19 protein-coding genes and 2 pseudogenes are annotated in these 22,615 nt (G+C 64.1%); 7 read left to right on the forward strand and 14 right to left on the reverse strand.

What is annotated here, in order from left to right; all coding sequences use genetic code 11:
- Positions 1 to 36 precede the first annotated feature (36 nt).
- The 3 genes from I3V78_RS19270 to I3V78_RS19280 all read right to left on the reverse strand — a co-directional run bounded on the left by I3V78_RS19270 (position 37) and on the right by I3V78_RS19280 (position 3,380).
- Positions 37 to 1,299 carry a S8 family serine peptidase gene (locus tag I3V78_RS19270; protein WP_204489930.1) on the reverse strand — a complete coding sequence of 421 codons (1,263 nt, stop codon included), beginning with the start codon at positions 1,297 to 1,299 and terminating at the stop codon, positions 37 to 39.
- 527 nt (positions 1,300 to 1,826) lie between these two features.
- Positions 1,827 to 2,765: a hypothetical protein gene (locus I3V78_RS19275; protein WP_204489931.1), complete on the reverse strand. Its 939-nt coding sequence runs from the start codon at positions 2,763 to 2,765 to the stop codon at positions 1,827 to 1,829.
- A 12-nt stretch (positions 2,766 to 2,777) separates the two neighbouring features.
- Positions 2,778 to 3,380: a hypothetical protein gene (locus I3V78_RS19280; protein ID WP_204489932.1), complete on the reverse strand. Its 603-nt coding sequence runs from the start codon at positions 3,378 to 3,380 to the stop codon at positions 2,778 to 2,780.
- Positions 3,381 to 3,640: 260 nt separating this feature from the next.
- Here I3V78_RS19280 and I3V78_RS19285 point away from each other — a divergent pair, with 260 nt between their 5' ends.
- Together I3V78_RS19285 and I3V78_RS19290 are read left to right on the forward strand one after the other, a co-directional pair.
- Complete coding sequence (locus tag I3V78_RS19285) at positions 3,641 to 5,512, forward strand: caspase family protein (RefSeq protein WP_275583605.1); 1,872 nt, start codon at positions 3,641 to 3,643, stop codon at positions 5,510 to 5,512.
- A gap of 21 nt (positions 5,513 to 5,533) precedes the next feature.
- Positions 5,534 to 6,466, forward strand: coding sequence for a trypsin-like peptidase domain-containing protein (locus I3V78_RS19290; protein ID WP_204489934.1), 933 nt, complete (start codon positions 5,534 to 5,536; stop codon positions 6,464 to 6,466).
- A gap of 445 nt (positions 6,467 to 6,911) precedes the next feature.
- On the opposite strand, the gene I3V78_RS19295 is transcribed toward I3V78_RS19290, so the two are convergent.
- The 5 genes and pseudogenes from I3V78_RS19295 to I3V78_RS19315 all read right to left on the reverse strand — a co-directional run bounded on the left by I3V78_RS19295 (position 6,912) and on the right by I3V78_RS19315 (position 11,016).
- On the reverse strand, positions 6,912 to 8,129 hold the full coding sequence (locus I3V78_RS19295; protein ID WP_204489935.1) for an AlbA family DNA-binding domain-containing protein: 1,218 nt from the start codon (positions 8,127 to 8,129) through the stop codon (positions 6,912 to 6,914).
- 203 nt (positions 8,130 to 8,332) lie between these two features.
- Positions 8,333 to 8,929: pseudogene (locus tag I3V78_RS19300) on the reverse strand (IS630 family transposase); the annotation flags it as partial.
- 226 nt (positions 8,930 to 9,155) lie between these two features.
- Positions 9,156 to 9,293, reverse strand: a pseudogene (locus I3V78_RS40345) (helix-turn-helix domain-containing protein); the annotation flags it as partial.
- Complete coding sequence (locus tag I3V78_RS19310) at positions 9,263 to 10,366, reverse strand: DUF4365 domain-containing protein (RefSeq protein ID WP_204489936.1); 1,104 nt, start codon at positions 10,364 to 10,366, stop codon at positions 9,263 to 9,265. The pseudogene I3V78_RS40345 and the gene I3V78_RS19310, both read right to left, overlap by 31 nt.
- A 197-nt stretch (positions 10,367 to 10,563) precedes the next feature.
- Positions 10,564 to 11,016, reverse strand: a complete 453-nt coding sequence (locus I3V78_RS19315) for an SEC-C metal-binding domain-containing protein (RefSeq protein WP_204489937.1) — start codon at positions 11,014 to 11,016, stop codon at positions 10,564 to 10,566.
- 254 nt (positions 11,017 to 11,270) lie between these two features.
- Here I3V78_RS19315 and I3V78_RS19320 point away from each other — a divergent pair, with 254 nt between their 5' ends.
- Together I3V78_RS19320 and I3V78_RS19325 are read left to right on the forward strand one after the other, a co-directional pair.
- On the forward strand, positions 11,271 to 11,555 hold the full coding sequence (locus I3V78_RS19320) for a hypothetical protein (protein WP_204489938.1): 285 nt from the start codon (positions 11,271 to 11,273) through the stop codon (positions 11,553 to 11,555).
- Positions 11,556 to 11,587: 32 nt separating this feature from the next.
- Positions 11,588 to 11,965: a helix-turn-helix domain-containing protein gene (locus I3V78_RS19325; protein WP_204489939.1), complete on the forward strand. Its 378-nt coding sequence runs from the start codon at positions 11,588 to 11,590 to the stop codon at positions 11,963 to 11,965.
- A 1-nt stretch (position 11,966) separates the two neighbouring features.
- Here I3V78_RS19325 and I3V78_RS40350 read toward each other — a convergent pair whose 3' ends face one another.
- The gene (locus I3V78_RS40350; protein ID WP_420840454.1) at positions 11,967 to 12,320 is read right to left on the reverse strand and encodes a transposase; all 354 of its coding nucleotides are present in this window, start codon (positions 12,318 to 12,320) and stop codon (positions 11,967 to 11,969) included.
- A gap of 103 nt (positions 12,321 to 12,423) precedes the next feature.
- Between I3V78_RS40350 and I3V78_RS19335 the strand changes: the two genes are divergently transcribed.
- Complete coding sequence (locus tag I3V78_RS19335; RefSeq protein ID WP_204489941.1) at positions 12,424 to 13,575, forward strand: IS4 family transposase; 1,152 nt, start codon at positions 12,424 to 12,426, stop codon at positions 13,573 to 13,575.
- Here I3V78_RS19335 and I3V78_RS40355 read toward each other — a convergent pair.
- Positions 13,568 to 13,780, reverse strand: a complete 213-nt coding sequence (locus I3V78_RS40355) for a transposase (RefSeq protein WP_204489942.1) — start codon at positions 13,778 to 13,780, stop codon at positions 13,568 to 13,570. The genes I3V78_RS19335 and I3V78_RS40355 overlap by 8 nt on opposite strands.
- Before the next feature lie 5 nt (positions 13,781 to 13,785).
- Complete coding sequence (locus I3V78_RS19345) at positions 13,786 to 14,214, reverse strand: helix-turn-helix domain-containing protein (protein WP_204489943.1); 429 nt, start codon at positions 14,212 to 14,214, stop codon at positions 13,786 to 13,788.
- Positions 14,215 to 14,395: 181 nt separating this feature from the next.
- Between I3V78_RS19345 and I3V78_RS19350 the strand changes: the two genes are divergently transcribed.
- Positions 14,396 to 14,932: a helix-turn-helix domain-containing protein gene (locus I3V78_RS19350; protein WP_204489944.1), complete on the forward strand. Its 537-nt coding sequence runs from the start codon at positions 14,396 to 14,398 to the stop codon at positions 14,930 to 14,932.
- The gene (locus tag I3V78_RS19355; RefSeq protein ID WP_239576492.1) at positions 14,929 to 15,507 is read left to right on the forward strand and encodes a transposase; all 579 of its coding nucleotides are present in this window, start codon (positions 14,929 to 14,931) and stop codon (positions 15,505 to 15,507) included. The genes I3V78_RS19350 and I3V78_RS19355 overlap by 4 nt, the downstream gene beginning before the upstream one ends.
- A gap of 657 nt (positions 15,508 to 16,164) precedes the next feature.
- On the opposite strand, the gene I3V78_RS19360 is transcribed toward I3V78_RS19355, so the two are convergent.
- From I3V78_RS19360 to I3V78_RS19370, 3 genes are all read right to left on the reverse strand, one after another.
- The gene (locus I3V78_RS19360; protein ID WP_204489945.1) at positions 16,165 to 17,901 is read right to left on the reverse strand and encodes a hypothetical protein; all 1,737 of its coding nucleotides are present in this window, start codon (positions 17,899 to 17,901) and stop codon (positions 16,165 to 16,167) included.
- Positions 17,902 to 18,167: 266 nt separating this feature from the next.
- Positions 18,168 to 20,243 carry an AAA family ATPase gene (locus I3V78_RS19365; RefSeq protein WP_204489946.1) on the reverse strand — a complete coding sequence of 692 codons (2,076 nt, stop codon included), beginning with the start codon at positions 20,241 to 20,243 and terminating at the stop codon, positions 18,168 to 18,170.
- Positions 20,236 to 20,964: a hypothetical protein gene (locus I3V78_RS19370; protein WP_204489947.1), complete on the reverse strand. Its 729-nt coding sequence runs from the start codon at positions 20,962 to 20,964 to the stop codon at positions 20,236 to 20,238. Before I3V78_RS19370 ends, I3V78_RS19365 begins: the two co-directional genes overlap by 8 nt.
- Positions 20,965 to 22,615: the final 1,651 nt, after the last annotated feature.

Raw genomic sequence — 22,615 nt, forward strand, 5'->3', positions numbered from 1 at the left:
CATGCCTCTGCTGTTCCGCTTCTGCGCACGATGAGTCTAGCCCAGCGTGGCCGAGGGGAAGGCACACGCCCTGGCGAGGAAGCGGGCAATCGTCTGGGAGGGAGTGGCCTCGAGGAGCCGCACCAGTTCGTGGAGCCATCTCGACACCGGCGGGTCCGGGTGCTGCTCCAGGACCTCCCCCAGCACCTCGAGCAGGTGGAGGCAGCGATCACCCAGCGCGCCATGGTCCGTTCCATCCTCGGGCCACACCGCGGGGCCGTGGAGCCGCTGGGCGCGCAGGTGGCGCGCGAGCCAGAAGAGGGCCTCCTGGAGGGCCGGCGTGCGCAACGCCAACGAGACCAGCGGCCCACGCAGGGCCAGATAGCGTTGGGCCAGGTCGCTCCGAGGCGCCAGTTTCCACACCAAGGCATCCCATCCTCGCGCGGCCTCCAACTCCACCCCAGCCGTCAAGGGAGCGGAGGGCTGGTCGGAGAGCGAGCGGCGTGTGGCGAGCAAGGCGTAACAAATGGGGTCGGCCGCTGCCAGACACGCCCCTTGCGCGTCGAGCCGCCCATGGCCGAGCTTGAAGTTGTGTCCGGCGCCATCCCACTCATTGAAATGATGGGCCTCCAGGCCCGGTACGGCGGGCTCCGACTCGGAGGGCAGCTTCAGGGCCGTGGCCCGTAGAAGTTGGCGGACCTCGGCGAGGCTCAACTCCGGGTGGATCGCGATCATCCGGGCCGCGGCACCGGCAACCAGCGCCGCGGCCAGGCTCGAATCGTCCGCCGCGCCTATGCCCGGAAACGTGACGAGCTCCCCCGGTGCGCAGCACTCGACGGAAGGTCCCAGCCGCCCGAGGGGATGGCGATGCACCCGGTACCAACCGCCCCTGAGTCCACAAGCCGCCACGGGGATGACCCATGGCTGGGCGTTGAGGTCACCGGCCGCGAGGACGGTGCTGTCTCCATGAAGATCCTGGTTTTGATCGATGCGCCCCGTACAGCACACGATGATGGCCCCCCGGCCTGCGCGACCCCTCCGGGCGCAGCCTCGAAGGATGGTCCTCAAATGGGCGGGAACCCCCCACCCGGCGTGGGTCATGGCGATCAGGACGACCTCCGCGCCCCACTCCCCCACGGCCTGGGCGAGCGCCGCCGCCAGGTCCGTGGCATGCACGTGGGAGGCATGGGCCCAGGGAACCTCGAACAGCCCCAGCCGGATGTTCACCGCCACCGCCTCGACCGCGGCGGCCATCACCACGCCATGTCCCGCGGCGGTCCGCGAGGGCTCCGGTGCCTGCTGGCCGCGAGGAAACCGCAACCCCCGCTCCGGGGGCGGCGGCCGGAGGGTGCTTTCATCCACGCCTCGGAGGACCCCCCAACCGCCGCAGTCCGTGTCGATGACGGCCACCCGGACGGGCGTGGAGGGATGTCCGTCCCAGCGCACGGCGGGGGCGGGGGGGGAGGAAAGGCCAATGGCGCCCAGCAAGGTAGGGAGGGAGAGGCGAGGGCGCGGCAGCCCAATCTCGGGCTGATCCGTGAAGGAGGGCGGTGGAGGCTCGTGTGGCGCGGCTTGGGGAACGAAGCGCTCGCTCGTGCAGACCTGGCTGTCCACGCCGATGTAACCCACACCCCGTGCGGCATGGCCTCGCCTGCGACACACCAGGGGCTGGATGAAGTGGGTGGGCAGTGCCCCTTCATCGATTGACGGCGAAACATACAGGCGGTCCTCGCCAATCGAGGGGAAGGCAACCCAGCTCATGGGGACGGGCAGCGGACGGCCATCCGCTCCGGGAAGGGGCGAGACGATCGAGAAACCCAGATAGGGCAGATCCTCGGCCGAGAGGGTTACATCGAGCTGACGCAAGAGGTGATACCCCCGGTGCTGTTGTGGGTAGACCTGGACACGGCGAGACATACAGCCTCCAAGGAAGATGCGATGACCATTCCGGCAAGGTTGTCCACGGGTCGGACACGCCGTTCGCGGATCCGCTCTAATTCACTCGCACGGTGGGAGAGCCATTGCGCGAAGCGATCGAATCGGCCCCGCGCCGCGGTGGATGCGGCGGCTCTCGTCAGGAGCGCTCCGGCGGTGAAGAGGGCGTTGGGTGGAAAGCCCAGGGCCTGGGGGATACCGGACCCGTGGAGGGCTTTGTCCTCAAGGGCGTCCGCCGCGTCGTCCACGCACTGCATGCCGGAGGCGAGCAGGAAGAAGGCGGACCGGAAGAGCGGGTGCCTGGGTGGTTCCACCCGCTGGCGGAGCAGGCACTCGCTCGCGAGGCCCGCCCAGCCAAGCTTGAGGAGGATGATGCGGCCATAGTGCTCGCCGTCCAGCGAGCCTCGTGCCAGCGCCATCCGCTCGAGACCGATGCCGCGGCGCCACGCCCGGATGGCACGTTCGATCACCCTCGCCGCATGGCGCTCCTTCCCCTGGGCACGCGCAAGGCTGAGCCGCCAGTACTCCAGGAAGTGCCTTGCCAGGCGTTGCCTCTCGGGGGTCGCGGGGGCCTGATGATCGGCCATGCGGTCGACCAACACGTTGTAGAAGCACGCGGCGTGATGGGCCCTCCGGAAGGACGCGAGGGTGTCCTCGTCTTCCAGGTCGCCGGTGGACAGGGCGAAGAGCGGAAGTTCGCTGCTGGGCTGCAGTTGGAAGACGTCCGCCCAGCCCGCGTCTGGAGTGCGCGCGAGGCCCAGCTCGAACAGCAAGCCCCGTGCGGGTGCGTGCAGGTCAGGCGGAAGCCGGGCGATCACCGACTGGTAGGTGAAGTCGATCGTGGTGCGCATGGTCGTTCGGCCTCACCAGCTCGCGGTGAGGTCTTCCCAAGGCGCGATGTGGGCGAAGGCCGGCTCGTCGACGAGCAGTTCCTTGAGGCAGCGCAACTGCGGCTCACTCAGCCGCACCGATCGGCCAGCGAGCCGGGAGATCTCCTGGTCCAGGGCCTCCCGGCTGCCAGGCGTTCCGGGCTCGTACAGGGCGGTGGCGGCCTGGAGCGCCTTGAATCGCCGGGTGAGGCCACCATCGGGCTTGAGGAGCGCCAGGTAGAGCGTGTGAAGGTCCGAGGCCGAGACCATCTCCTCGACCTCCTCGTACCGAGGCCCGCCGCTCCAAGGAGAGAGCGTGGCGAGGGTGGACGACTCGGCCAGACACTCGAAGGCGTGGCGCTGGGCGTCGCTCAGCCGCACCGGTCGCGCGAGAAGGGTGGTGAGGAACCGCTCCAGCGCGCTGGTTCCGCCAGGGACATACGGGGCGCGGATGGCGTCTCGCAGCGTGTGCAAGCGCTCCAGTCCATTGCAGTCCGGGCGCAGGAGCTGGAGGTAGACATCCCTGAACATCGCGTTGGACGGCGTGACGGCGTCCGCGTGGCGGTGCGCGTGGGCAGCGGATGGATGGGGGTTCATCGGTGGCGTCCTCGAAGCGAGTGGGGGACCGGCACGATGCTCCAGGCATCGTGCCGAGGTGTCTGAGCAACTGCCGTGCCGTCTCCTGCGGATGGGCGGAGGCCCTGGGCGCGGGGGACCGCGGACGCATGTGTCCACCCAGTGGACGAAAGCGACCACCGGGCGCGCGCCGATGCGTGTGCCCGATCCATCCTCTGGCCGGAGACGTCCGTGGAGGTCCGATGGGCCTTGGGCATGGCCCTTGCTCGGGTTGGAGGACAATGCGCGGACATGCACTCATTCTTGGAAGCCAGACGTACGGGCTGATGGGCGTGCTGGGAGATGCGGCGCGGATGGCGGATGCACTGAGGGGGCTCGGCTTCAACGTGAGCGTGTGCGCGGGTGGGGAGGCGACACGCGAGAGCCTGCTCCAGGGTTACCGCCGACTCATCGAGGCCTGTGCGCCAGACGAGGCGGCCTTCATCTATTACGCGGGCCACGGCGCGAGCGCGTTGGACTCGCAGGGAGGGGTCCAGTTCATCGTGCCAGTGGACTTCGCGCATTCCACGGAAGAGGACTTCCGTGGCATCACCTCCCTGGAGCTGTCGGGGCTGCTGGCGGAGCTCACAGCGAAGACGCGGAACGTGACGGTCGTGCTCGACTGCTGTTTCGCCGCGCGCATGTTTCGCGGACTGGAGCTGGTGCCGAGGTCTCTTCCGGAAGTGTCGCCGTCAATCGTGCGCGCGCACCTGCTGCGGCTCCAGACCCAGGGTCTCGTCCCCCGAGGGCTACACGTCGAGGGCAACCCGGATGCGATCCGACTGGTCGCCTCGGCGCTCGATGGAGCGGCCTACGAGTACACCAATGCGCGAGGTGTGAGGACGGGGCTGCTCACCGATACACTGCTCGAGGTGCTCGAGGAGGCACGCGGACTGCGTGTCACCTGGGGTCAGCTTGGACGGCGTATCCGTGAACGGGTGTTGGCGCGGTGTCCCGTGCAGCGGCCCGAGCTCGAGGGCCCCGGGAGGCGGCTGTTGTTCCAACTCGATGAACTCGAGTGGGACTTCTCCCTGCCGTATTACCCGGAGCACAATCGTCACTGGCTGCGCGGAGGCCGCCTCCATGGCGTTCACCTGGGGGATGAGTACGCGATCATGCCCTTGGGCGCGGAGGGTCCGGATCGGGAGCGGGCGCTCGCGCTGGCTCGGGTTGTCGATGTCCTGGGTGGCTCCAGTCAGGTGGAGTTGGGCATGAGTGTCCGCTCCGTCATTCCAACAGGGGTCCCCTCCTATCTGCTTCGGTCCGGCCAACCCCGGCGCGCCGTGCTGCTGGAGGGGCGCTGGGAGGAGACCCCCTTCCACATGCAGCTGCGCGAAGGGCTGGAGTCCTCGCCCTTCCTACGACAGTCCCCCGGCGATGAGCACGAGCCCGTGCTCGCCCGCCTCAAGCCCACAGGACACACGATCGAAGTGATCGATGAGAACGGGGAGGACAACCTCGTTCACCCCCTGCCACTCACGCCCTCCAGCGTCTCGGAGGTGATACGTGCCCTGGAAGTCCTGGCGCGAGCGCAGGCGCTGCGTGAGCTCGAGAGTGCCGCGGATTCGGACTGGCTCGCGGCGTGTCTCCATATCGAGTGGGGGCGGGTGGTCGCCGGACATGCGAGCCGGCTTCCAACGGTCGGGGCGGGTCTCCACGCGGGAGAACGTCTCTACGTCCGCTTTCGGAACACGGGCCGCTCCCGCATCTATGTCTCGATCTTCGACGTTGGAGTTGGCGGCTCCATTACCTTGTTGAACACCTCGCAACCCTCGGGTCTGTCCATCGGGCCCGAGTGTGTGGAGGCCCTGGGAGTCCGCGCGGACGGCGCGTTCGTGGGGCTCGAGCTGGAGTGGCCCGTCGAGGTGCCGTCTTCTGGCGCGCGACCCGAGACCCTGGTGGTCATCGTGTCGGACGCCCCCGTGGATTTGCGGCTGCTCGAGACGTCTGGCTCCCGACGGGGGCGGGCCACGGCGTCGTCCTTGGAACGGCTGGTTCGCGCGCTCCAGGTTGGGAAGACCCGATCCGTATCTATACCTGGGAGCGGTTCCCACTTGGTGAACCATGCCGTGAAACACATCCGCTTCTGGTTGGACCCACAGCGTCGCCGGTAGGCCGGTTCGATGCACCCACACATGGACGAGATGAACGGGCTCCTGGAACGGTTGGAGCGTGCCCTCGGTGGAAGAGCCCTCCATGCGCTCTATCCTGGTCCTCGGGCGCTAGTGGGGTTCGAAGCCGCGATCGCGTCGAGCGTGGACGGGGTGCTCGCCAGGAGCGCGGTCGAGAAGCTCCGGGCAGGAGGCAGGCTTCTTGCCTCCGAACTCGAGGCCCTGGAGGTGGGGATCCGGCTGGCGCGTCCGGCCCTATGGATTGAGCGCGGACAGCTTCCCTCGAATTCATCGCTGGGTCTGGACGGAGAGGCGCGCGCCATGCTGGAAACCCTGTTGCCTGGAGTCGCGAGGGTGGGCTGGAGATGGGACATCCCCCTGGCGACAGCCTTCCAGGTGGCCCCGCGTGTCCTGGTGACCTGTGTGCACGTGGCGGAGCGGCTGTTGGAGGACACCGAGGATCTCGCTCAAGGACACTTCGTTGCCCGCTTCGACGCGGATGCCCACCGGGGAGAGAGCACCCTTTCGATTACAAGCGTCCTCGCACACCACCCGGAAGAGGACGTGGCGTTCCTCGAACTCGCATCCGATGGTCCGCTGGCGCGGGGACTGCGACTGGCACGGCAACCCTGGCTCCCCCGCGGTGGGAAGGTGCTCGGAGTGGGGTATCCTCTCTACAGTCACGGCAATCCGCCTTGGGTGAATGCGCTCTTCGAGAATGTCTACGGCGTGAAGCGGCTCTCGCCCGGCGAGTTGTTGGGCGTGGAGGGCAGCCGCCTGTTCCATGACTGCACGACACTGTCTGGAAGCTCGGGCTCTCCACTCATCGACCCGAGCACGGGACTCGTCGTGGGCATCCACTCCTCCGGCCAGTTCGCGTTGAGGAATACAGCCGTAAGCACTCGGGCCATTCATGAGATCGCGCGGCTCCAGGAGCTTGTCGCTCTTTGGGGATGAGACCGGGTCGCTTCCTCCGGGAACACGGCGCTTGAGCGCCGCGTGTTCGCTGAGATTTTCCTGGGCGAAAAAGAATTCCCGCACATCAAGCGGGACCTCCTTTCCGAACTTCGGAAGAAGGACGGCTGAGTTCCACTCGGAATGCAACCCAGCCGTTCTTGAACAGCAGATCGGCCGCGTGGATCTGCTGCGCAGCCGCTGGTGGCAGCTCTATGGAGAGAAGGGTCGGTAGGACAGAGGAATCGAACCTCCCGGGGACGTGCTTCCACGCCCCCCACCGGTTTTGAAGCCCCGCCGCCCGGATCGGCGGGCTGCTCGTGGGGGTCGGCTTCCCTCTGGAGCGGGGCCGGTGGAGCGTCCGTGGAGGTCCACCCGCGTCCGGCCTTCTTGGGTACGACTTGGGTACGGAGAGGAGGGCGTCGTCCCTGCTTCGCATCGAGGTGCCTCACCGTTGGCGCGGCCGGCGTTTTTGGGGGCGTTTCTTCTTGTTCGGGACATCCCTCCCGAGGATGACCCACTCCAGCCCGTCGGGCATCGGAACCGGTGGCCCCTCGCGGTCATCAAGGGCGTCGTGTTGGAAGAAGTCGAGAACCTTGATTGCGTGTTCCCGTCGCCTCTCCTTCGCTACCTGCCGAGCGCGCTCGAAGTGCTCCAGCACCTCATCCTGTACCTCCTTCACCTCGTTCAGATAGCAGTAGCGAAGTAGCCGTCCAAGCAACCGTGCGCCCGTGCTGATCACAGGAAGGCTGTTGAGGTACTTCACGCCATCGTAAACGAGGCCCCAACCGTAATCGGACGCCTGCCGGAAGAGAGCTACATCATCGTCGCTTGGTGGCTCAGGAGCCCGACCGACGAGGCTGTACACGGGGAGTGCTTCGTCGATGATGTCTACGGCCGCTCGCGCCGCTTCCGGAGTGAGCCCTGCCCTGGGTGCGGAGATCACCTCTCCGGCGGCGGAGATCACCTCGCTATGAACGGGCGGTCCGAAGTTCAAATCCGCGACGTAGATGCGAAGTGGCTCCAGCAAGGGAACCATCTTTCCAAAGTCCCACGAGGCCGACCTGATGGCGTACTTGAGCTTCCTGATCTCCACCAGGGCCATGGAGTCCAGCCGCTGCTGCGCCGCCTGCACTTCATCAGCTTGAAAACTCGCGCGTACTTGGAGGTACGTCATCCTCCTCTTGGACTTGTCGGTGCGAATCCAGAAGTCCAGAGGTGCATCGCTCTTGCCCTGAACGGCATGCGGAAAGCCCACTTTCGACTCCCCGATTTCAACTACGACGACGCCCTTGGTTGCGTTCTGTGGATCGAAGACGGTGCGTACCCGGAGCGCTGATTTCGTGAAGGGCGGATCGATAGAGCGGCTGAGGACATCCCTCATGTTGTTCTCGTGCGCCGCCGCGTTCTCGATACCTGGAACGCTGCACGCCCGGCCCTGCCCGTCCTCAGCAATACCTATAAGCAGCAGGCCACCACCGCCGTTCGCAAAGGCGGTGGCATCACGTCGAAGCTCCTCCTTGTCCGCCTCTCTCTTTTCCAGGGGCTTACGCGAATCCGAGTAGGCGTCCCGCTTGAAGTCGAGATGCGGGCCCTCGGGAACGCCGTCGGTCACCAGGGCAAGCAGTCCATCCCAAGTCTCAGCGTACTCGTACAGCTTCTTCATGACTTCCCCCGGTCGTAGATGCCGGCAGGATCGAAGTCCAGCACGGGATGCTATCGCAGCCTACTTCCTTCTGGAGTAGACGCAGTTCATGGATGGGAACCTGCAATCCCTCCTGGGGATGCGGCCCGGGCTGCGGCTGGGACTCACCCAGAAGGAGGTGGCTGTTCAATCTTTACTTATGCTTCATCCTCTGACAGCGGAGATCACGTGGCTTGAGGCTGAAAGCCACAGGCTTTGAACCATTGGGCCGCATCCGAGGCAGAAATGAGCAGCATGGCGTCCTCGACCGCCTGACGAAGTGCTGTGACGGTGCGCGCTTCTGCCGTCCGGAGCAATCCCTTGAGCTTGGACCATGCGAATTCAATGGGGTTGAGGTCGGGTGAATACGGAGGCAGGTAGAGCACCTGGCCTCCATGCTGCTCAATGAGGGCGATGGCTTCCTTTCGAAAGTGCGCCCCCGCTCTGTCCAACAAGACGATGTCTCCAGGCCGCAGCATCGTCAGGAGATAATGGCTGACGAAATGGAGGAAGACATCCCCAGTCGTGGCTCCCTCATTCATCATGACGGTTTCCAGCCCATCGAGACTGAGCGCGCCAATCATGCTCAGCACGGTGCCTCGATTGCGAGGGACAGCTTGCGCCACGCGTTGTCCCGTCGGGGCCCAGGCTCGTTCGCGCGTCATGTCGATGGTGCAGCCCGCCTCGTCGATGCTCAACACCTTGGGAGTCGGAAGCTCGGGTTGTCGTTGGTGAAAGGCCTCTCGTTGGGCTTGGACGTCGGGTCGTTCGCGTTCGGTCGGGTAGCGGACTTTTTTTGAGCGTGTAGCCCAATCGCGTCAGCGTCCGGCCGATGGTTGCCACGCTCACTCGCACGCCTGTGCGCTCCGTCCACGCTCGCGCCATCTCGGCGCGGGTCCGGTCGGGTTGTTCATCGACCAGGCGACTAAAAGCGCTCACCTCCCCATCGCCTATTCGGTGGGTTTGCCCACCCCCGTGCGGCCGCGGAGCAGGGCTTCCCGTCTCACGAGTGAGACGCATCCAGCGTTGGACCGTGGCCCTACCCACTCCGAAGCGACGTGCCAATTGCTTGGACGTCCCCTCTCCTTGCTGGAAGGCCTCAACCACCCGTTGCCTCAAGTCCATCGAGAGTGCTGTCGTTCCCATCGCTCCCGATCAACCCCTGGGCGCCTCAGCTCATTCGATTCCCGCTGTGACGTGAGATAATCAAGAAGGGCTGATGGGCCGCGATTCGCGTATTTGTCCCATGGGCGATCTGGTTGAACATACCGCAGCCCAGCAAATTTGAAGTCCTTTGGGTCTGCAAAAAAATTTGCAGACTTCTCCTCGGGATGCGCCTCGCGGAATGCACAATAATAGGCGACGCGTGGTTCGAGTTCGATGAAATGGTTTGGTAAGTTGAGCGACTTCATGTGCTCGAAGTAATCATCGTACAAGATGCCGAGCGCGATCAATCCAGCACGGGAGTAAGATTCGCCTCGCAATACGATTGATGAAACAGTTGCCAGCGACAGGCGAGCGCCAAACTTTCGAGCTAGTGCGAATAGCTGCTCCGCGATCGCATTCCCTTCGATGGTTCCTTTTAGGCGGTCACCTAGCTGAATGGCCTCATCGGCGATCGCGTCGACGGATATGTCGGCAATAGCCGGGGCGATCGAGGTTATTAGCTCGATGATGGAAGACATCGCCACTCTGTTATGAGTTCCAGCCGCAGAGCGAAGAGCATCGTTCAGGCTGAGGACAAGCTGTGTCTCCCCTTGCCAACGAGCAATCGACTTTAGCCCAAAGTCTAATCCTGATTTTATGGTGTCGGCGGTTGGGATCCAGTGGATCCAGGAATCCTGGTTACGGCTCAGTTCTCCGTCTGTTGCCCGCCTCTTGAGTATCCAATCTTGGATCCAAAGATACCACGCCTCCTTCAAGGCAAGGTCGACAAGGACGAGGATCACCGGATAGCGGCAAGCTTGTGCATATTCGACATACTTCCGCTCAATCATCGCTCGGACGAACCCGTCCTTTTGTTCTACGGTTTCTGCGGATTTGATTTGAATTTTTAAGATTTCTCCGCGTACGCCGTTTTCGGTGAGTTCAGCTTCTATATCTACACCATAATCCTCCCCTAGTTCTCGCGAGAGCCAGTCCGGATGTTCTTCGATAACAGAAATGAGCCACTTATGCCCACGTGCGCCAATTTTTTGGGATTGAGAGCGCTTCGCCATATATGCGCCTGCCTGCCGCCGTCAGTTTCTGTTTCTGTGCCTAACTACATAGCATGTGGTTGATTAGGAGGCCCGGCCGCCCAGATCGGCAGGGGTCCCTAGTGCTTCCCTCTGGGGCGGAGTCGGCGGCGTGTCCGTGGAGATCCACCTGCGTTCGGTCCTCTACTGGTCGGCCATGAAACGTCCCACCTACACGCTCAAGAGTCGAGCCCTTCGTCTTCCTCGGGGTGTAGGGCGTAATACTCGTCCACTGCGGCCTCGAACTCCTCGACGTGGCTTGTTGGCATGAGGTGCCTGTTGTCGTCGGTGAGTAGCAGACCAGTTTTCTTGAAGGCGTAGATCAATGCTGGTGGGATGCCCGTCCTCTCCATCGCCCCCGAGATCTGTGCGGACAGCGTTGCCTCATCTGGCATGTCTTCCGGATCAAATACGAGGTCGTTCGGACCAGGTGGGCGCCCGTGCTTCGCAGTGAAGCGTGCCTCCAGGTCTTTGAGCGCTGACGCTGCTTCCGGATGCAGCGGGGTGGAGCGCACGACCGTCCCGTCATCATCGACGAGGTAATGGAACCCCTTGTTGTAACAGCACGCCTTGTACTTGCTGCCTGACCCACAAGGACACTTTGCGTTTCGCGAGAGCTTCTTCTGGCCCATGTTCGTGAGCTTCCATGATTCGAGTGCCGAGTACCACTGAGTCTCGATCGTGGACTTGGGGCATGTGGTCTGACGGGTCATTCCGGCGCATTGGCAGCGACACTCCGGCTCCTATTGCGCCTGGGGCTGGTGTTCCTCGCCGCGCTGTGAGCCATGCAGGCAGACGGAGCGTAGATGATCGAAACTTGCTGACGCGGAACCATCGGGTCATGTTCACCTGCGGTGTCGTGTGGAGGGCCAACCGGAGGTGTTAGGTGGCATCGATCCTGGGCATCATCATCGAGCATGAAGGTGCGGAATATCTCGTAGGCCCTGATGCGGATGGGCTCCCTGATGTGCGGAGACGGGAACCGGACGGAGCGTGGAACACCCTGAAGCAGAAGGGGCCAGGCGGACGGGGCGGTTTGACGGCTCAGGAGCTGTTGGGGGCACTTGGGCAGCCCGTGCAGGAGGACCACACGCAGCAGCAGATCAAGAAATTAGTCCTGCTCTGCGTGACCCGGATCATCAACCAGTTCTTCGACAAGGCCCGGTGGTAGGCGCTGGCGTGAGAACGCGGTAGACGCAGTTCATGGACGAGAACCTGCAACGCCTCCTGGGGGAGGCAGCCCGGGCCGCCCGCCTGCGGCTGGGACTCACGCAGGCGGAAGTGGCCAAGAAGGTCCGCCTGAAGTCCGGCGTCTACGGCCGGGTCGAGCGCGGGATGATGATGCCCAGCGTGCCCACGCTGCGGCGCATGTGCGAGACCCTGGGCATCTCCTCGGATGTGCTCCTGTCTCTGGGGGCTCAGGCCCACGCAGTGACAGCACCGGCCGAGGTGCCCTCTCCCGGGGCCGGTGAGCACCCGGAGCTGAGCCGCATCATCCACATCTTGCAGGGGTGGCCGCCGGAGAGGTTGGCGCTCTTACGCAAGCTGCTGGAGGCGGCGGACTCTAACCTCTCGACGTGAGCTAACGCGAAACCCGGTTGAGCTGAGGGAAGGAAAGGCAGCGGCGAAACCAAGCGCTCAGCTTGCTCAGGGGCGTCGCGGCGCGCAGCCGCCGCACGGCCCGCGCCAGCTCGGTCAGCGCACGAGGTCCGAGTCCACGCAGGTGTCGCTTGAGGTCCGCCCACCACAGCTCGATGGGGTTGAAGTCCGGGCTGTAGGTGGGCAGGGACACGACGCGGGCGCCCACCGCTTCAATCGCCTGGCGCACGCCCCGCACCTTGTGGGCGCTCAGGTTGTCCATCAACACGATGTCATTGGACTGGAGCCAGGGGCAGAGGCGCTGGCGCACGAAACGCAGGAACACCGCGCCGTTGATGGCCCCAGGGTCTGAGCCATCCCCTCATTTTTACCAAGCAGAGGAGAAGCAACTCGCCTGCCTGCTTGGTGCGAGAAGTAGGGCCGCGAGTACTACTGGAGAGGTGAACCCACGCGCTCTCACCCACCAACAGGTCCTTGCCTTTCTCGACAGCCTCTTCGGCGACGAAGTCCATTCCAAGCGAGTCCTGTCACTTTCCCTGGCCACCTTGGGCGTCATCCACGCCGCGAGTCTCTCCGTGTATGCCATCGGTCATGCCCTGGGAATGGCCCGCGGCACGACAGGCCGACACGGGGTGAAGCAGGTGGACCGGCTGTTGTCCAACCCGAAGCTGGACGTCTGGGCGCTCTTCGCTTCCTGGGTGCCTTTTGTGCTGGGCCAGCGGACCGAAGCCGTCGTCGCCTTGGATTGGACGGATTTCGATGACGATGATCAGACGACGCTGGTGGCCTCCTTGCTCACGAGCCATGGCCGACCAACGCCCCTCGTCTGGCTGAGCGTGTGCAAGTCCACGCTCAAGGGGTCGCGCAACGATGCGGAGGACAGCGTCTTGCTGCGTCTGCGCGAAGTCATCCCCGTGGACGTGCGGGTGACGATTCTGGCGGACCGAGGCTTCGCGGACCAGAAAATGTATGCCTTGCTGGAGAATCTGGGTTTCTCCTATGTCGTGCGTTTTCGTGACAGCATCGTTGTCACGAGTCAGGAGGGAGAGCGGCGAAGCGCGAAGGAGTGGTTGCCGGTCTCCGGCCGGCTGCAACGCATGGAGGGAGCGCGTGTCACCGCGGACCTCTATCCCGTGGGAGTCGTAGTGTGTCTGCGGAAGAAAGGGATGAAAGAAGCGTGGTGTCTGGCGACGAATCTGGTGGAGGCTCCGAGCGCGCAAGTGGTGGACTTGTACCGGAGGCGGTTCACCATCGAGGAGGGATTCAGGGATGTGAAGGACCTGCGCTTCGGCATGGGCTTGTCGAGTGTACGGATCGCCGAGCCAGACAGGCGCGACAGGCTGTTGCTGGTCAGCGCCCTGGCCTGCGCCTTGTTGACGTTGCTGGGGGCAGCGGGCGAGAGCCTGGGCATGGAGCGCTACTGGAAGGTGAACACCGTCAAGGCGCGGGCCTACTCGCTGTGGCGCCAGGGCTGTATCTACTATCAGGCCTTACCCATGATGCCCGAGGCCCTGCTGCGGCCTCTCCTGGAGCGCTTCGCGCAGTTGGTGTGCGCACAGTCTGTGTTCCGGGAGGCCTTTGGACTCATCTGAAATGAGGGGATGGCTCAGCCCCAGGGTGGGTCATCAATTTGGGCCGACAACCCAAACGGATGGCGCCTATCAAGGTCAAGGTGCGCCATCGGCCCCCAGGGCGAGAGCCTACGGCCCGCTGACCCACGGGGGCCCAGCCATACTCCCGCACCATGTGAGTGGAGCAGAAGGACTCGTCGAGGAAGACGAGCCGTCCGGCATCCACCTCGTTCAGAAGAGCAGCAAGAAGGTGGCGGCGCCAGAGGTTGGGAGGAGCGTCCCGCTCGGTGGCGACAAAGGACTTTTTTTATACGAGAAGCCCAGGCGATGCAGAGCGCGCTGGAGCGCGGAACGGCTGGTGACAACGCCCGTGAGCGCCGCCAGTTGCTCCTTCAATTCCGTCACGGTGGCTCCGGGGTCGCGCAGCACCAAGCGCTCGAGCGTGTCGGCCACTTCTCCTCGGAGGGGCGAGAAACGGCCGCCACCACGCGGACGGGGTGTGACGTCACCCGTCTCGCGGTAGAGACGCAAGACGCGGCTGACCGTGGCCTCGGAGACGCCGAGCAAGCGAGCCGTCTGCTCGTAGCCGAGGTGCTGCTGTTCATGGGCCCGAACGATGGCCTGTCGCAGTTCCGTGGGCGTGACTTTTCCGGTGCTCATGCCCTTGGAACAATGTGACTTAAGAAGTCATTTCAATCGGGTCCCGCGTTAACGAGTTGGTTCCGCGGCAGCGTCTGCCACGATCGCCTCAATCGGGCCTTGTGATTTCTCCACGTCCAGGACTGCCGACTCCTGATTCACGGCTCGGAAGAAACCGTCGGGGCTCATGGGTTGAAAGAGCATGAGCCTGCTGGAACTGAGTCCGGAGCAGACGAGCGAGTTGGAGACGTGCTTCCGCGACACGGAGGACCGACGCCTGCGCGAGCGGTGCCAGGCGGTGCTGATGACCGCGAGAGGCCGACCCCAGCCGCAAATCGCCGAGGACCTGGGGACCACGACTCGCAACGTCCAGCGCTTCTTGGCTCGTTACCGGGCGGGAGGTCTGGAGGGACTGCGGATTCGCTGGGCCCCTGGCAGAACGCCGCTCATTCCAGAGGAACTGACCGAGACGATTCTCTCCTGGATACGCCAAGGCCCCGAGGCGTGTGGCGTTGCACGCGCCAGTTGGACCCACGTGGCGCTGGCCGACTTCCTCCATCGCCAGAGCGGCATCCGCGTCCAGGAGACGGCCATGGGCGACTTCTGCCGCCGCCACGGTGTGCGCCTGTATCGACCCACCTACCGCTTCTTGCGCGCGGACCCCGAGCGCCAGCGTCAGGCGCGGCGGGAGCTGGGTGAAAAAAACAGCAGGCCGAGCGAGGCGAGCTTGTCCTATTGAGCCAGGACGAGGCGCGCTTTCCCATGGTGCCCACGCTCACGGCGACCCTGGGCCTCAAGGGCGAACGCCCCGTCATTGGGACCCGGGATTGTAAGGACGTCGTGCACACGTTCGCCTCGGCCAACGTGCTCACGGGGCAGGTGACGAGTCGTCTGTACGGGAGCCTCACCCGAACTCGCCGCCGCGATGGGCTGTCCAAGATGAAGCGGCTGCAGGTGGCGTTCTGCCACCACCTGCTGGATGTCTCACGGGCCTACCCCGCCGAGACGTACCCCGAAGTCCTTCTCGTCATCGACAACGCGCCCTGGCACCGCGGGCGGCCCGTGGACTGGGCCTTGAATCGCTGTTCCCAGCTGAAGCTCTACCGACTGCCTCCCTACAGCCCTCAACTCCAGCCCATTGAGCGGCTGTGGCGCTCGCTGCGCCGACGTGCCACGCACAACCAGCTCTTCCCGGAGTTGGCGCGGCTTCAGCAGGCACTGCGCTCGGGCCTGGGTTACTTCCGCTCTCGCCCCCAGGCCGTGCTTCAACTCCTTGGCTCTTCCTGGTCTCCGACTGATTCACACGAGCCGTGAATGAGGGCGGTTCTTGAAGCAAGCCGAGGACAAGCCAGCCTCGGACGCAGTGCGTCCCAAGCGCCTACTCTCCCGCCAATCGGCTTCTCGGTTCCAGAGCTGGCCAAGCGGCGAGACCTGCTCTGGGGTCCCCATTTGGGGATGATTGCTCTGGACCCTGTCAGAGGGACAATCGTGGCGGCGACACCCAAAGGCGCAGCAGAGAGCCGGGGAACTGCCGACTTCACCTTTGGCGCGGCAAGAGCAAGAGGGATGGAGAAGCAGGCAAGCAGCCACAGGCGATACCTCGCATGTCGCCCGGGTCTTGCACCGGAGAGCATGTTGTAACATGCTCTCCGACGCATGTTGTGACACGCGTCCACAGGCCCCTTGCGGAAGGGGAAGCATCGTGTGGATGGATCCTGGGCGCGCCCGTCCAGGGGCTGGATTTGCGTGCATGTAGGCCACTGCATGCCCAGCGCTTTATTCTGTTCCGCGTCTCCGCTCAAAGGACGAGCAGGGGGTTGTCTGGCTGTCTTTGAGGCAGACGAGCGGGCGTGTTTGCTCGTGGTGGCTGGCTATTTCACTGCATGAGGCTGTGAAATCTCTTGGGGCGCGCTCCTGCCCCCAGTAGTCCCGCGCTGCCGGTGCTGACTGTGATGCCTCACACCAGGGACGTCACGTGCGCGCAGGTCGGCTGCTGTACGTGGTGGTGGAAGAGGGTTTCACTCGGTTTCCCTGCACCAAGCCGACCACCACGGCATTCTCTTTCGCATTGGCGATCTGAGGGTCGACAGGGAGGCCTGTCACCCAGAAGGCCTCGTGCAAGCTGTACAGCTTGAAGCCCGGCGTGTCGGGTTGACCTGCCTTACGTACAGCGCGGCGGCGTACCACATGGCGGGCCGCGTTCTCGGCTCGCACATCTAGTACGAGCAGGAGAGCCAACCGGTCCCGAGCGGTTGCATAGTCGTCTGTCTGGCCAACATAGTTCGCCTGCACGTGACTGCGGCTCACGTCGCGGTATTCGGCCTTGATCTCAATGGGGATTTCGCACTCCCGGAAGCGGACGCCAATGTCGCCGCGTCCTCCTCCAATCCGCGAGGGCTCGTACAGCACATTGCGTCCGTAGTGTTCGCGCAGCCGCTGGAAGACGTGTTCCTGCAGGTCGCTCTCCCCAGCCCTCTGGCCCTTGCCGCCGCCCTCTTCGCAGAGGGCGAAGTCAGGGAGAATGTCCCGGATGTCCCGGACGATCTGAATGACGAAAACCACCACGTCCACGAATCGCAGCCACTTTGGGCGAGAGTAGTCGCTCCCTAGCCTCGCACGGGCGGCCTCAAGGAGCGGGCGAACGGCTTCGTCCACGTCAGGGTCATTGCCGTAGCAACTCGGATGGTCGATCGGTAGGAGCAGACTCTCTGGCGAAGGGCCAGCCGCGACTTCGCGGTCGAGTTGTGACTGTACCTCCGCTCCCTTTGGCGTGCCGCCCGCGTACTCGCCCGCGAGCGTTGCCTCGTACAGACGGTGGAGGACAGCCCCTTGCGCGTCTGACCCGTGGCGGCTCTCGTGATTGGCGATGACGCGTCGGAGCCGGACGCGACCGACGACGCGCTCGAGAAATGGACCGAGCTGTGGCACGACCACTCTGGATTCGAGTGCGCCCAGCGAGCCCATGAGTCCACTTGGTCCTTCGGTTGTGCCCGAGTCCCACATCAGGCGCAATACCGCAGCCAGCTCGACCAACGCCTCGTCGAAATTGGTCCACTCCTCTGCCCCCTGTATCGCGTCTGTGAGGCGGGCAAACCCGTCCGCAATTCGGTACATCCGGTACTCCAGCAGCGCCTCGGAGCCGGATGCGTAGCCGTACCAAGTTCGGCCCATCGGGTTGGCGATGAGCGCCGCCAAGTCCTGGGCCTGCGTCCGGAGCGCGGATGCATCCGAACTCTCAGAACTCATGGCTGCGAGGTATGCGAGCAGCAAATCAATCACGGCAAGAAACAGTCGGGCGTCCAGGCGATCTTCTTCGCTCAGTTCCGCGCGTGCGAAGGCCACTCGGGCTTCCTTGAGCCCGTGCCTGACGCCCGCGAGATCCTCGCGCTGCAGCGTGTCGTATAGCCGAAGCACCGCCGCCTGCTGGCGCGCTTCCGCGCGCACTGCGTCATCCTCGTGGTCCGCCCAGCGGTCTAGAAGCGTTCGTACGTCCGTGTTGAAGCCGAGGCACTCAAGCCGAGCGATTACCTTGGCCGCCCGGACCAAGAGGTAACGCGAGTCGGCATCGGTGAGCCTTAGCAGTTGGCTGCGCGTCTCTGCCCGCGCGAGGGGGTTGCGTACCGCGAGTGTGGCGAGGGCGTCCAGCGCCTCGGGCGCGAGAAAGGCATCATTCCGCCACTCACGAAACTTCGCCGCGAGTTCGTCCACCACATCCGTGCGGTTGGCGGGAGCTGTGCGCCCGAGTGCGTGCACGAGTCGCCATTGAGCCGAACTCTCCTGTGCCGCCGCGAGCGCCAGCAGAAGGACGTCGGTAGACTCGGGGGGAAATCCGCTCGTGGAATTAGCAAGTGCGCCAAGAGTACGTTCAACCAGGGGTCCTGGTTCGGCGCCGGGCTCGAGTGCCCGGAATGTAGCAAGCAAGTCTGCCCATTTGGCCGGGCCCGAATCGGGATCGACGGGAGCACCGGGACGAGTCAAAACGCGTACTTCCCAGCGGCGGGCCCGTACAGCTTTTGTGGTGCCGTCGCTTCCGCAAAGGGTGGTCTTGCCGTGAAGCAGATGATTTGCAGTTCGTCCGCGTAGTCGCGATCCGTCTCGCGGAGCACGCGCGCGAACTCTACGAAATCCTCCTCGACCATCTCCGCGGAGCCTGGCTGATCAATCATGAGGAATCCGGGGTGCCGGCCGGCGTGCTCAACTCTGCCCAATCGCATCATGGCCAGGAAGAAGGCGAGCTTGACGCGGAGCCGCTCGCCCGGATTCCGGGTATTGTTGAAGGAGACCTCGACGCCATTCTTGCGAAGGCCTACCTTGCCAAGCGCTGAGCATGTGAGGTCCGTGATGCTCTCAGTGCCGATCCGGCGCGCCATCTCCTGTGTCAAATTGGCGAGGTGGGTCAGCACGGTTTGGTTCATCTGCTCGGCTTCCTCACGGAGTACATCCCGCACCCGGTCCTGTACTTGGGCGCGTAGACCGGCACCGTCGCCGCCTGCACTATGGCGTTTGATGATACCAGTCTGGAATGTGATACGCACATTGATTGCACCGATTTGCTGCTCCAACCCAGAGCGCTGACGCTGTTCTTCCGGCGTGGGGAGCACGTAGTCGAGCCCGCGCTTTAGCACCTCCCGCATCCCCGTCTCTTGCCTGTCGAGTCGGTCAAGCTCGGCGCGGCCACTCACAATGGCCTCGTTCAGGTGCTCGCGCATCTGCACGTCCGACTTCGCCTGGGATTCCAGTTCGTCGGCCTCCGCGAGCTGCGCCTCCACCTCCGACGGCGAGGACTCATGCGGCGGCTTGCCGCAGAGACGGCAGATATGCTGTTTGCGCTCCCGCTCGACCGCTTGTGCATCAACATCTGTATCGCAGTTGGGGCAAAGTGAGACCTCCAGACCTGTGAAGTGCAACCGGAAGTCGACTGCTTCGCGGATGGCGCGAGCGCGCGCCCGCCGACGCTTGATGTTCGTGTTCAGCTCTACCTGTCGCCGCTCGAGTTCCGAAACCTCGGCGGCCTTGACCTCCTTCTGAGAACGAAGGTCCAGCAGTTGCTGGCCGGAGGTCCCGGTTTCGTAGGTCGAGAGGCGGGCGCGCTGATCCGTATCCAGGCGAAGCAACTCGTCCTGGGCACTTTGGAGTTGCTGGCGCAGGTCAGCGACAGCTGCTTCAGCCTGTGCGCGCTCTTCGTCACTAACCTTCTGTTCCTTCCTGGTCTTTTGCTTCTCGATGAGGAGTTCGTTCAGGGGCTCTACCAGACTGAGCCCCAGCAGAACCGAGAGGATCAGGCCATCCTGGTTTCCCATCGAGTGCTTCTCGTCCAGCAGCAGGTACTGGTCACTGCTGTCTGGGATCACCAATGCCTGAAAGAAGGTTCGCCAGGTGGTGGTGCGCCGCTCTGCTCCTGTGCTGGTAGCTTGTGTCCAAGAGAGCCCGGTGATGCCCAGCCGCTTGAAGAAGAACTGGTGGAGCGTGTTTGTTATCGCCTCAGCGCCGATCATGCTCTCCAGGAGTTCAGGCATGTCATCGGACTCGTCAGCGGGCCGGTCGGTATGTCCCGAGGCGATGTATCCTACGGAGCTGGCTTCCTTGGAGATATGCACCGTAAATGGCGAACCGTCGATGTAGAACTGGAGCCAGATTCGGTGGAGCCACGACCGCACATCACCGTCGTAGTCGGAGTCGTCGCCCGTGAGCGCGTACTTGATCGTCTTCAAGATCGAGGACTTTCCTACGTCGTTGTCCGGGACCAGCAGGACGTTGACGCCGGGTTGGAAGCGCTGGTCGTAGTGAATGGGCGCCGACCCGATTTCCTCAAGGCGCTTTTCCCCCGTGAACAGAAGACGGCCGAGCCGGAGTCGCGCCGCGCGCCGTCGTCGTGGCTTCGTCAAATTCAGCTTGGAGACAACCTCACGAACGAGCTCGATCGGGATCTCCTGTCGCTTTCGGGCGCTGTAGCGTGCGTGCACCTTTTCCGCGAGCGTATCCGCCGAGAGCGCCTCCTCGGTGGGCGTGGGCGGAGACACCACTCTGCCCGTATTGTCCTGTTCAGCCATGCAGAGCTCCGAGTCTGCAGCCGAAGGTTTCGGCAAAGTTCCGTTCGATCTCCTCAATGGCGAGGTCCGGTATGAATTCGTTCAGTTGCGCCTCCCGATAGGGTGGGTGCGAATACTGCAATGACTTCACTTCGGCTGGTCGGAGCGCGCCGAAGTACCGATGAATCAGGCTGATCCGATCCTCGTACCACCGGGCATGCCCCACCTTCGCCACCAGCGAGATGGCAATCCGTTCTCCCTCCGGTGTGAGGAAGAAATACTTCTGGGGACGCACGGGACTGCCCTCTGCGCCGCGGCGCTCGTGCCCTACGAAGACGAGCCCACGCGCGTGCCACCATGCCTCCACGCGATCCAGGCTCTCGTACGCCCCCCGCCAGAACCGTCGGAAGGGGTCGGTGCGCAACTCCGGCTCGCGGTCGCCGAGTAGTGTCCGCACGTCCGCCTGCACGGCCGTCGCATCCAGCGCGCTCAGCACCCCAAGCCGGTGTAACTCAACGAGTTCGTACGCCAAATACGCCGGGTAACGAACCAGGAAATCGAGCTTCTGGAGGTAGTACTCCGGCGTGAGATAGCGCGATACCACGCGCGCCGGCCAGCAGCGGAGTTGGTGGATTGTGTCATCTGGAGTGGTCGCGAACCGGTTCACGACCAGCAGCAGCCGGGCCGCGTCTACCTCGACCGGACGGTCCGGAAGGGCAGTCAGGGGCAGGAGAGGGGTCATAGTGTGCCTGTGTACGTGGGCGCAGCCCGGCAGACATAGGGTTTATGTAGGCAACGAATGACACGTTCCGCACACAGAGTGGAAGCCTGTGCCGCTGGCTGAGTGGGCTATTGGTCAGTTTTGCACACCATCGGGATTCCGCCCTCTGTCCCGCTGCGTGACAGGGCTATGGGCGCGTGCACTGGAGCCTTCATCCCGGGACTCGAAGGGGAGAGTCGTCAGGTCCTGCTCAGATGCCCTGAAACCTGCCGATTTCCGCAGCGCTGACGTATGGAACCGCTTTCGATGCGCAAGGTCCCGAAACCACGAAGGAATGCCGTCACGCGTGTTTCGGAAATCATCGTTTCCGAACCCGAATCTACCACCGCCATTCTCGTTTGCGGAGCCCGCGCGGGTCCCGGGCGATTGCTCCCGAAACGTGCCGTTTCGTGGGACGTCACACGTAGGAACCGCCAGTGGCGGCGAGGCGCGCGGAATTACTGGGGAAGTCCGGCGCGCATGTTTCTGAAAACACGGTTTTCCATCGCGCCGCCTGGGAACCTTGAGCGGTTGCCAGGCGGCGCTCAAGCCGCGGAACCGTCTGAGGACGGTATCCGCTTGAAGTTGCACGGGAAATGGCCCGTGCAACTCTGCCAGATGGCTCCTGTGCTAGCTGACCCCCCCCCCTCTGTCCCCCCTGGTGGCAGCTTGAGTAGCCATCTGGCAGGAAAATAGGCGTCTCGCCCCAGTCTGAGATGTGGCCAGCCGTGGCTCCGCAACCGCTCCGCCCATTGGGTCGGGCAGGGTCGTGAATCCATGCCGACCGTGTTTCAGGGGGGATGAAAAGGCCGTGTCGTGGTCGCCTGTTCGGCGCAACCCGTCACCGTTTGAGAGCGTCGGGGTGTCCCCGGCACACTTCGCGCTCATGACGCCTCTCCCTGCGAGAGTTGCACCTCGCTTCCGCGTCGCCGCGTGCGGCCGAGCTGCGACGTGAGCCACTGCCAACCACCAACGAGGCCTCGCACCAGGGCGACCTCATGTAAGGGGAGTGCCCCGAGAAGGCCCCAGCGACGGCGAGCTCGCGCTTGCGGTATCGCGGAGGTAGCCCGAGGCCCCCCGCTCGCCTCGCCGTGCCTGTCCCAGTAAAGCGCCACCGGAGCCACGGTGTTCCTGCCCTGTCGGGGACGGTGCCCCGCTCAGGGGGCAGCAAGCCCCCTTGCACCCCCCGACGCGCAACGCGGCCATGCGGGCCTGTCCGGTTCAAGGCCGCTGCGCGCGCCGCCATGGGCGGTGCCCTTCGGGCAGCCTTGAGCCGCCCAGCCCCGCACGGCTCGCGGCGATGCCACTCCCCGCTAGCGCGGGGAATGGCCAGGGCCATTCACCTCAGACTCCTGCGGCAAACACGGAATGTCTGGAGGTGCCCCGGAGTAGGTGGCGATCTTGTGTCTGGCTCCGCTTCGTCGCCTGCCGCTGCCCGTGGTGAGGTGCTTTCCGGCGTGACGTCTCAGGTTGGGACTGGCGGACTTACTTATCAATTCCAAATCGCCGAGGAGCTCTCTGCTCTCTCAAAAGCAGGCTTCTGCCTCTCTGAGAGGGTGTTGAACTGAAACAGGGGGCCTCTGCGCTCCATAGCGGCCTCACAAAAACAAAAGCAGTACCGCTCCGCTCTGTG

This window comes from Archangium primigenium (genome assembly GCF_016904885.1).
GTDB lineage: Bacteria > Myxococcota > Myxococcia > Myxococcales > Myxococcaceae > Cystobacter > Cystobacter primigenius.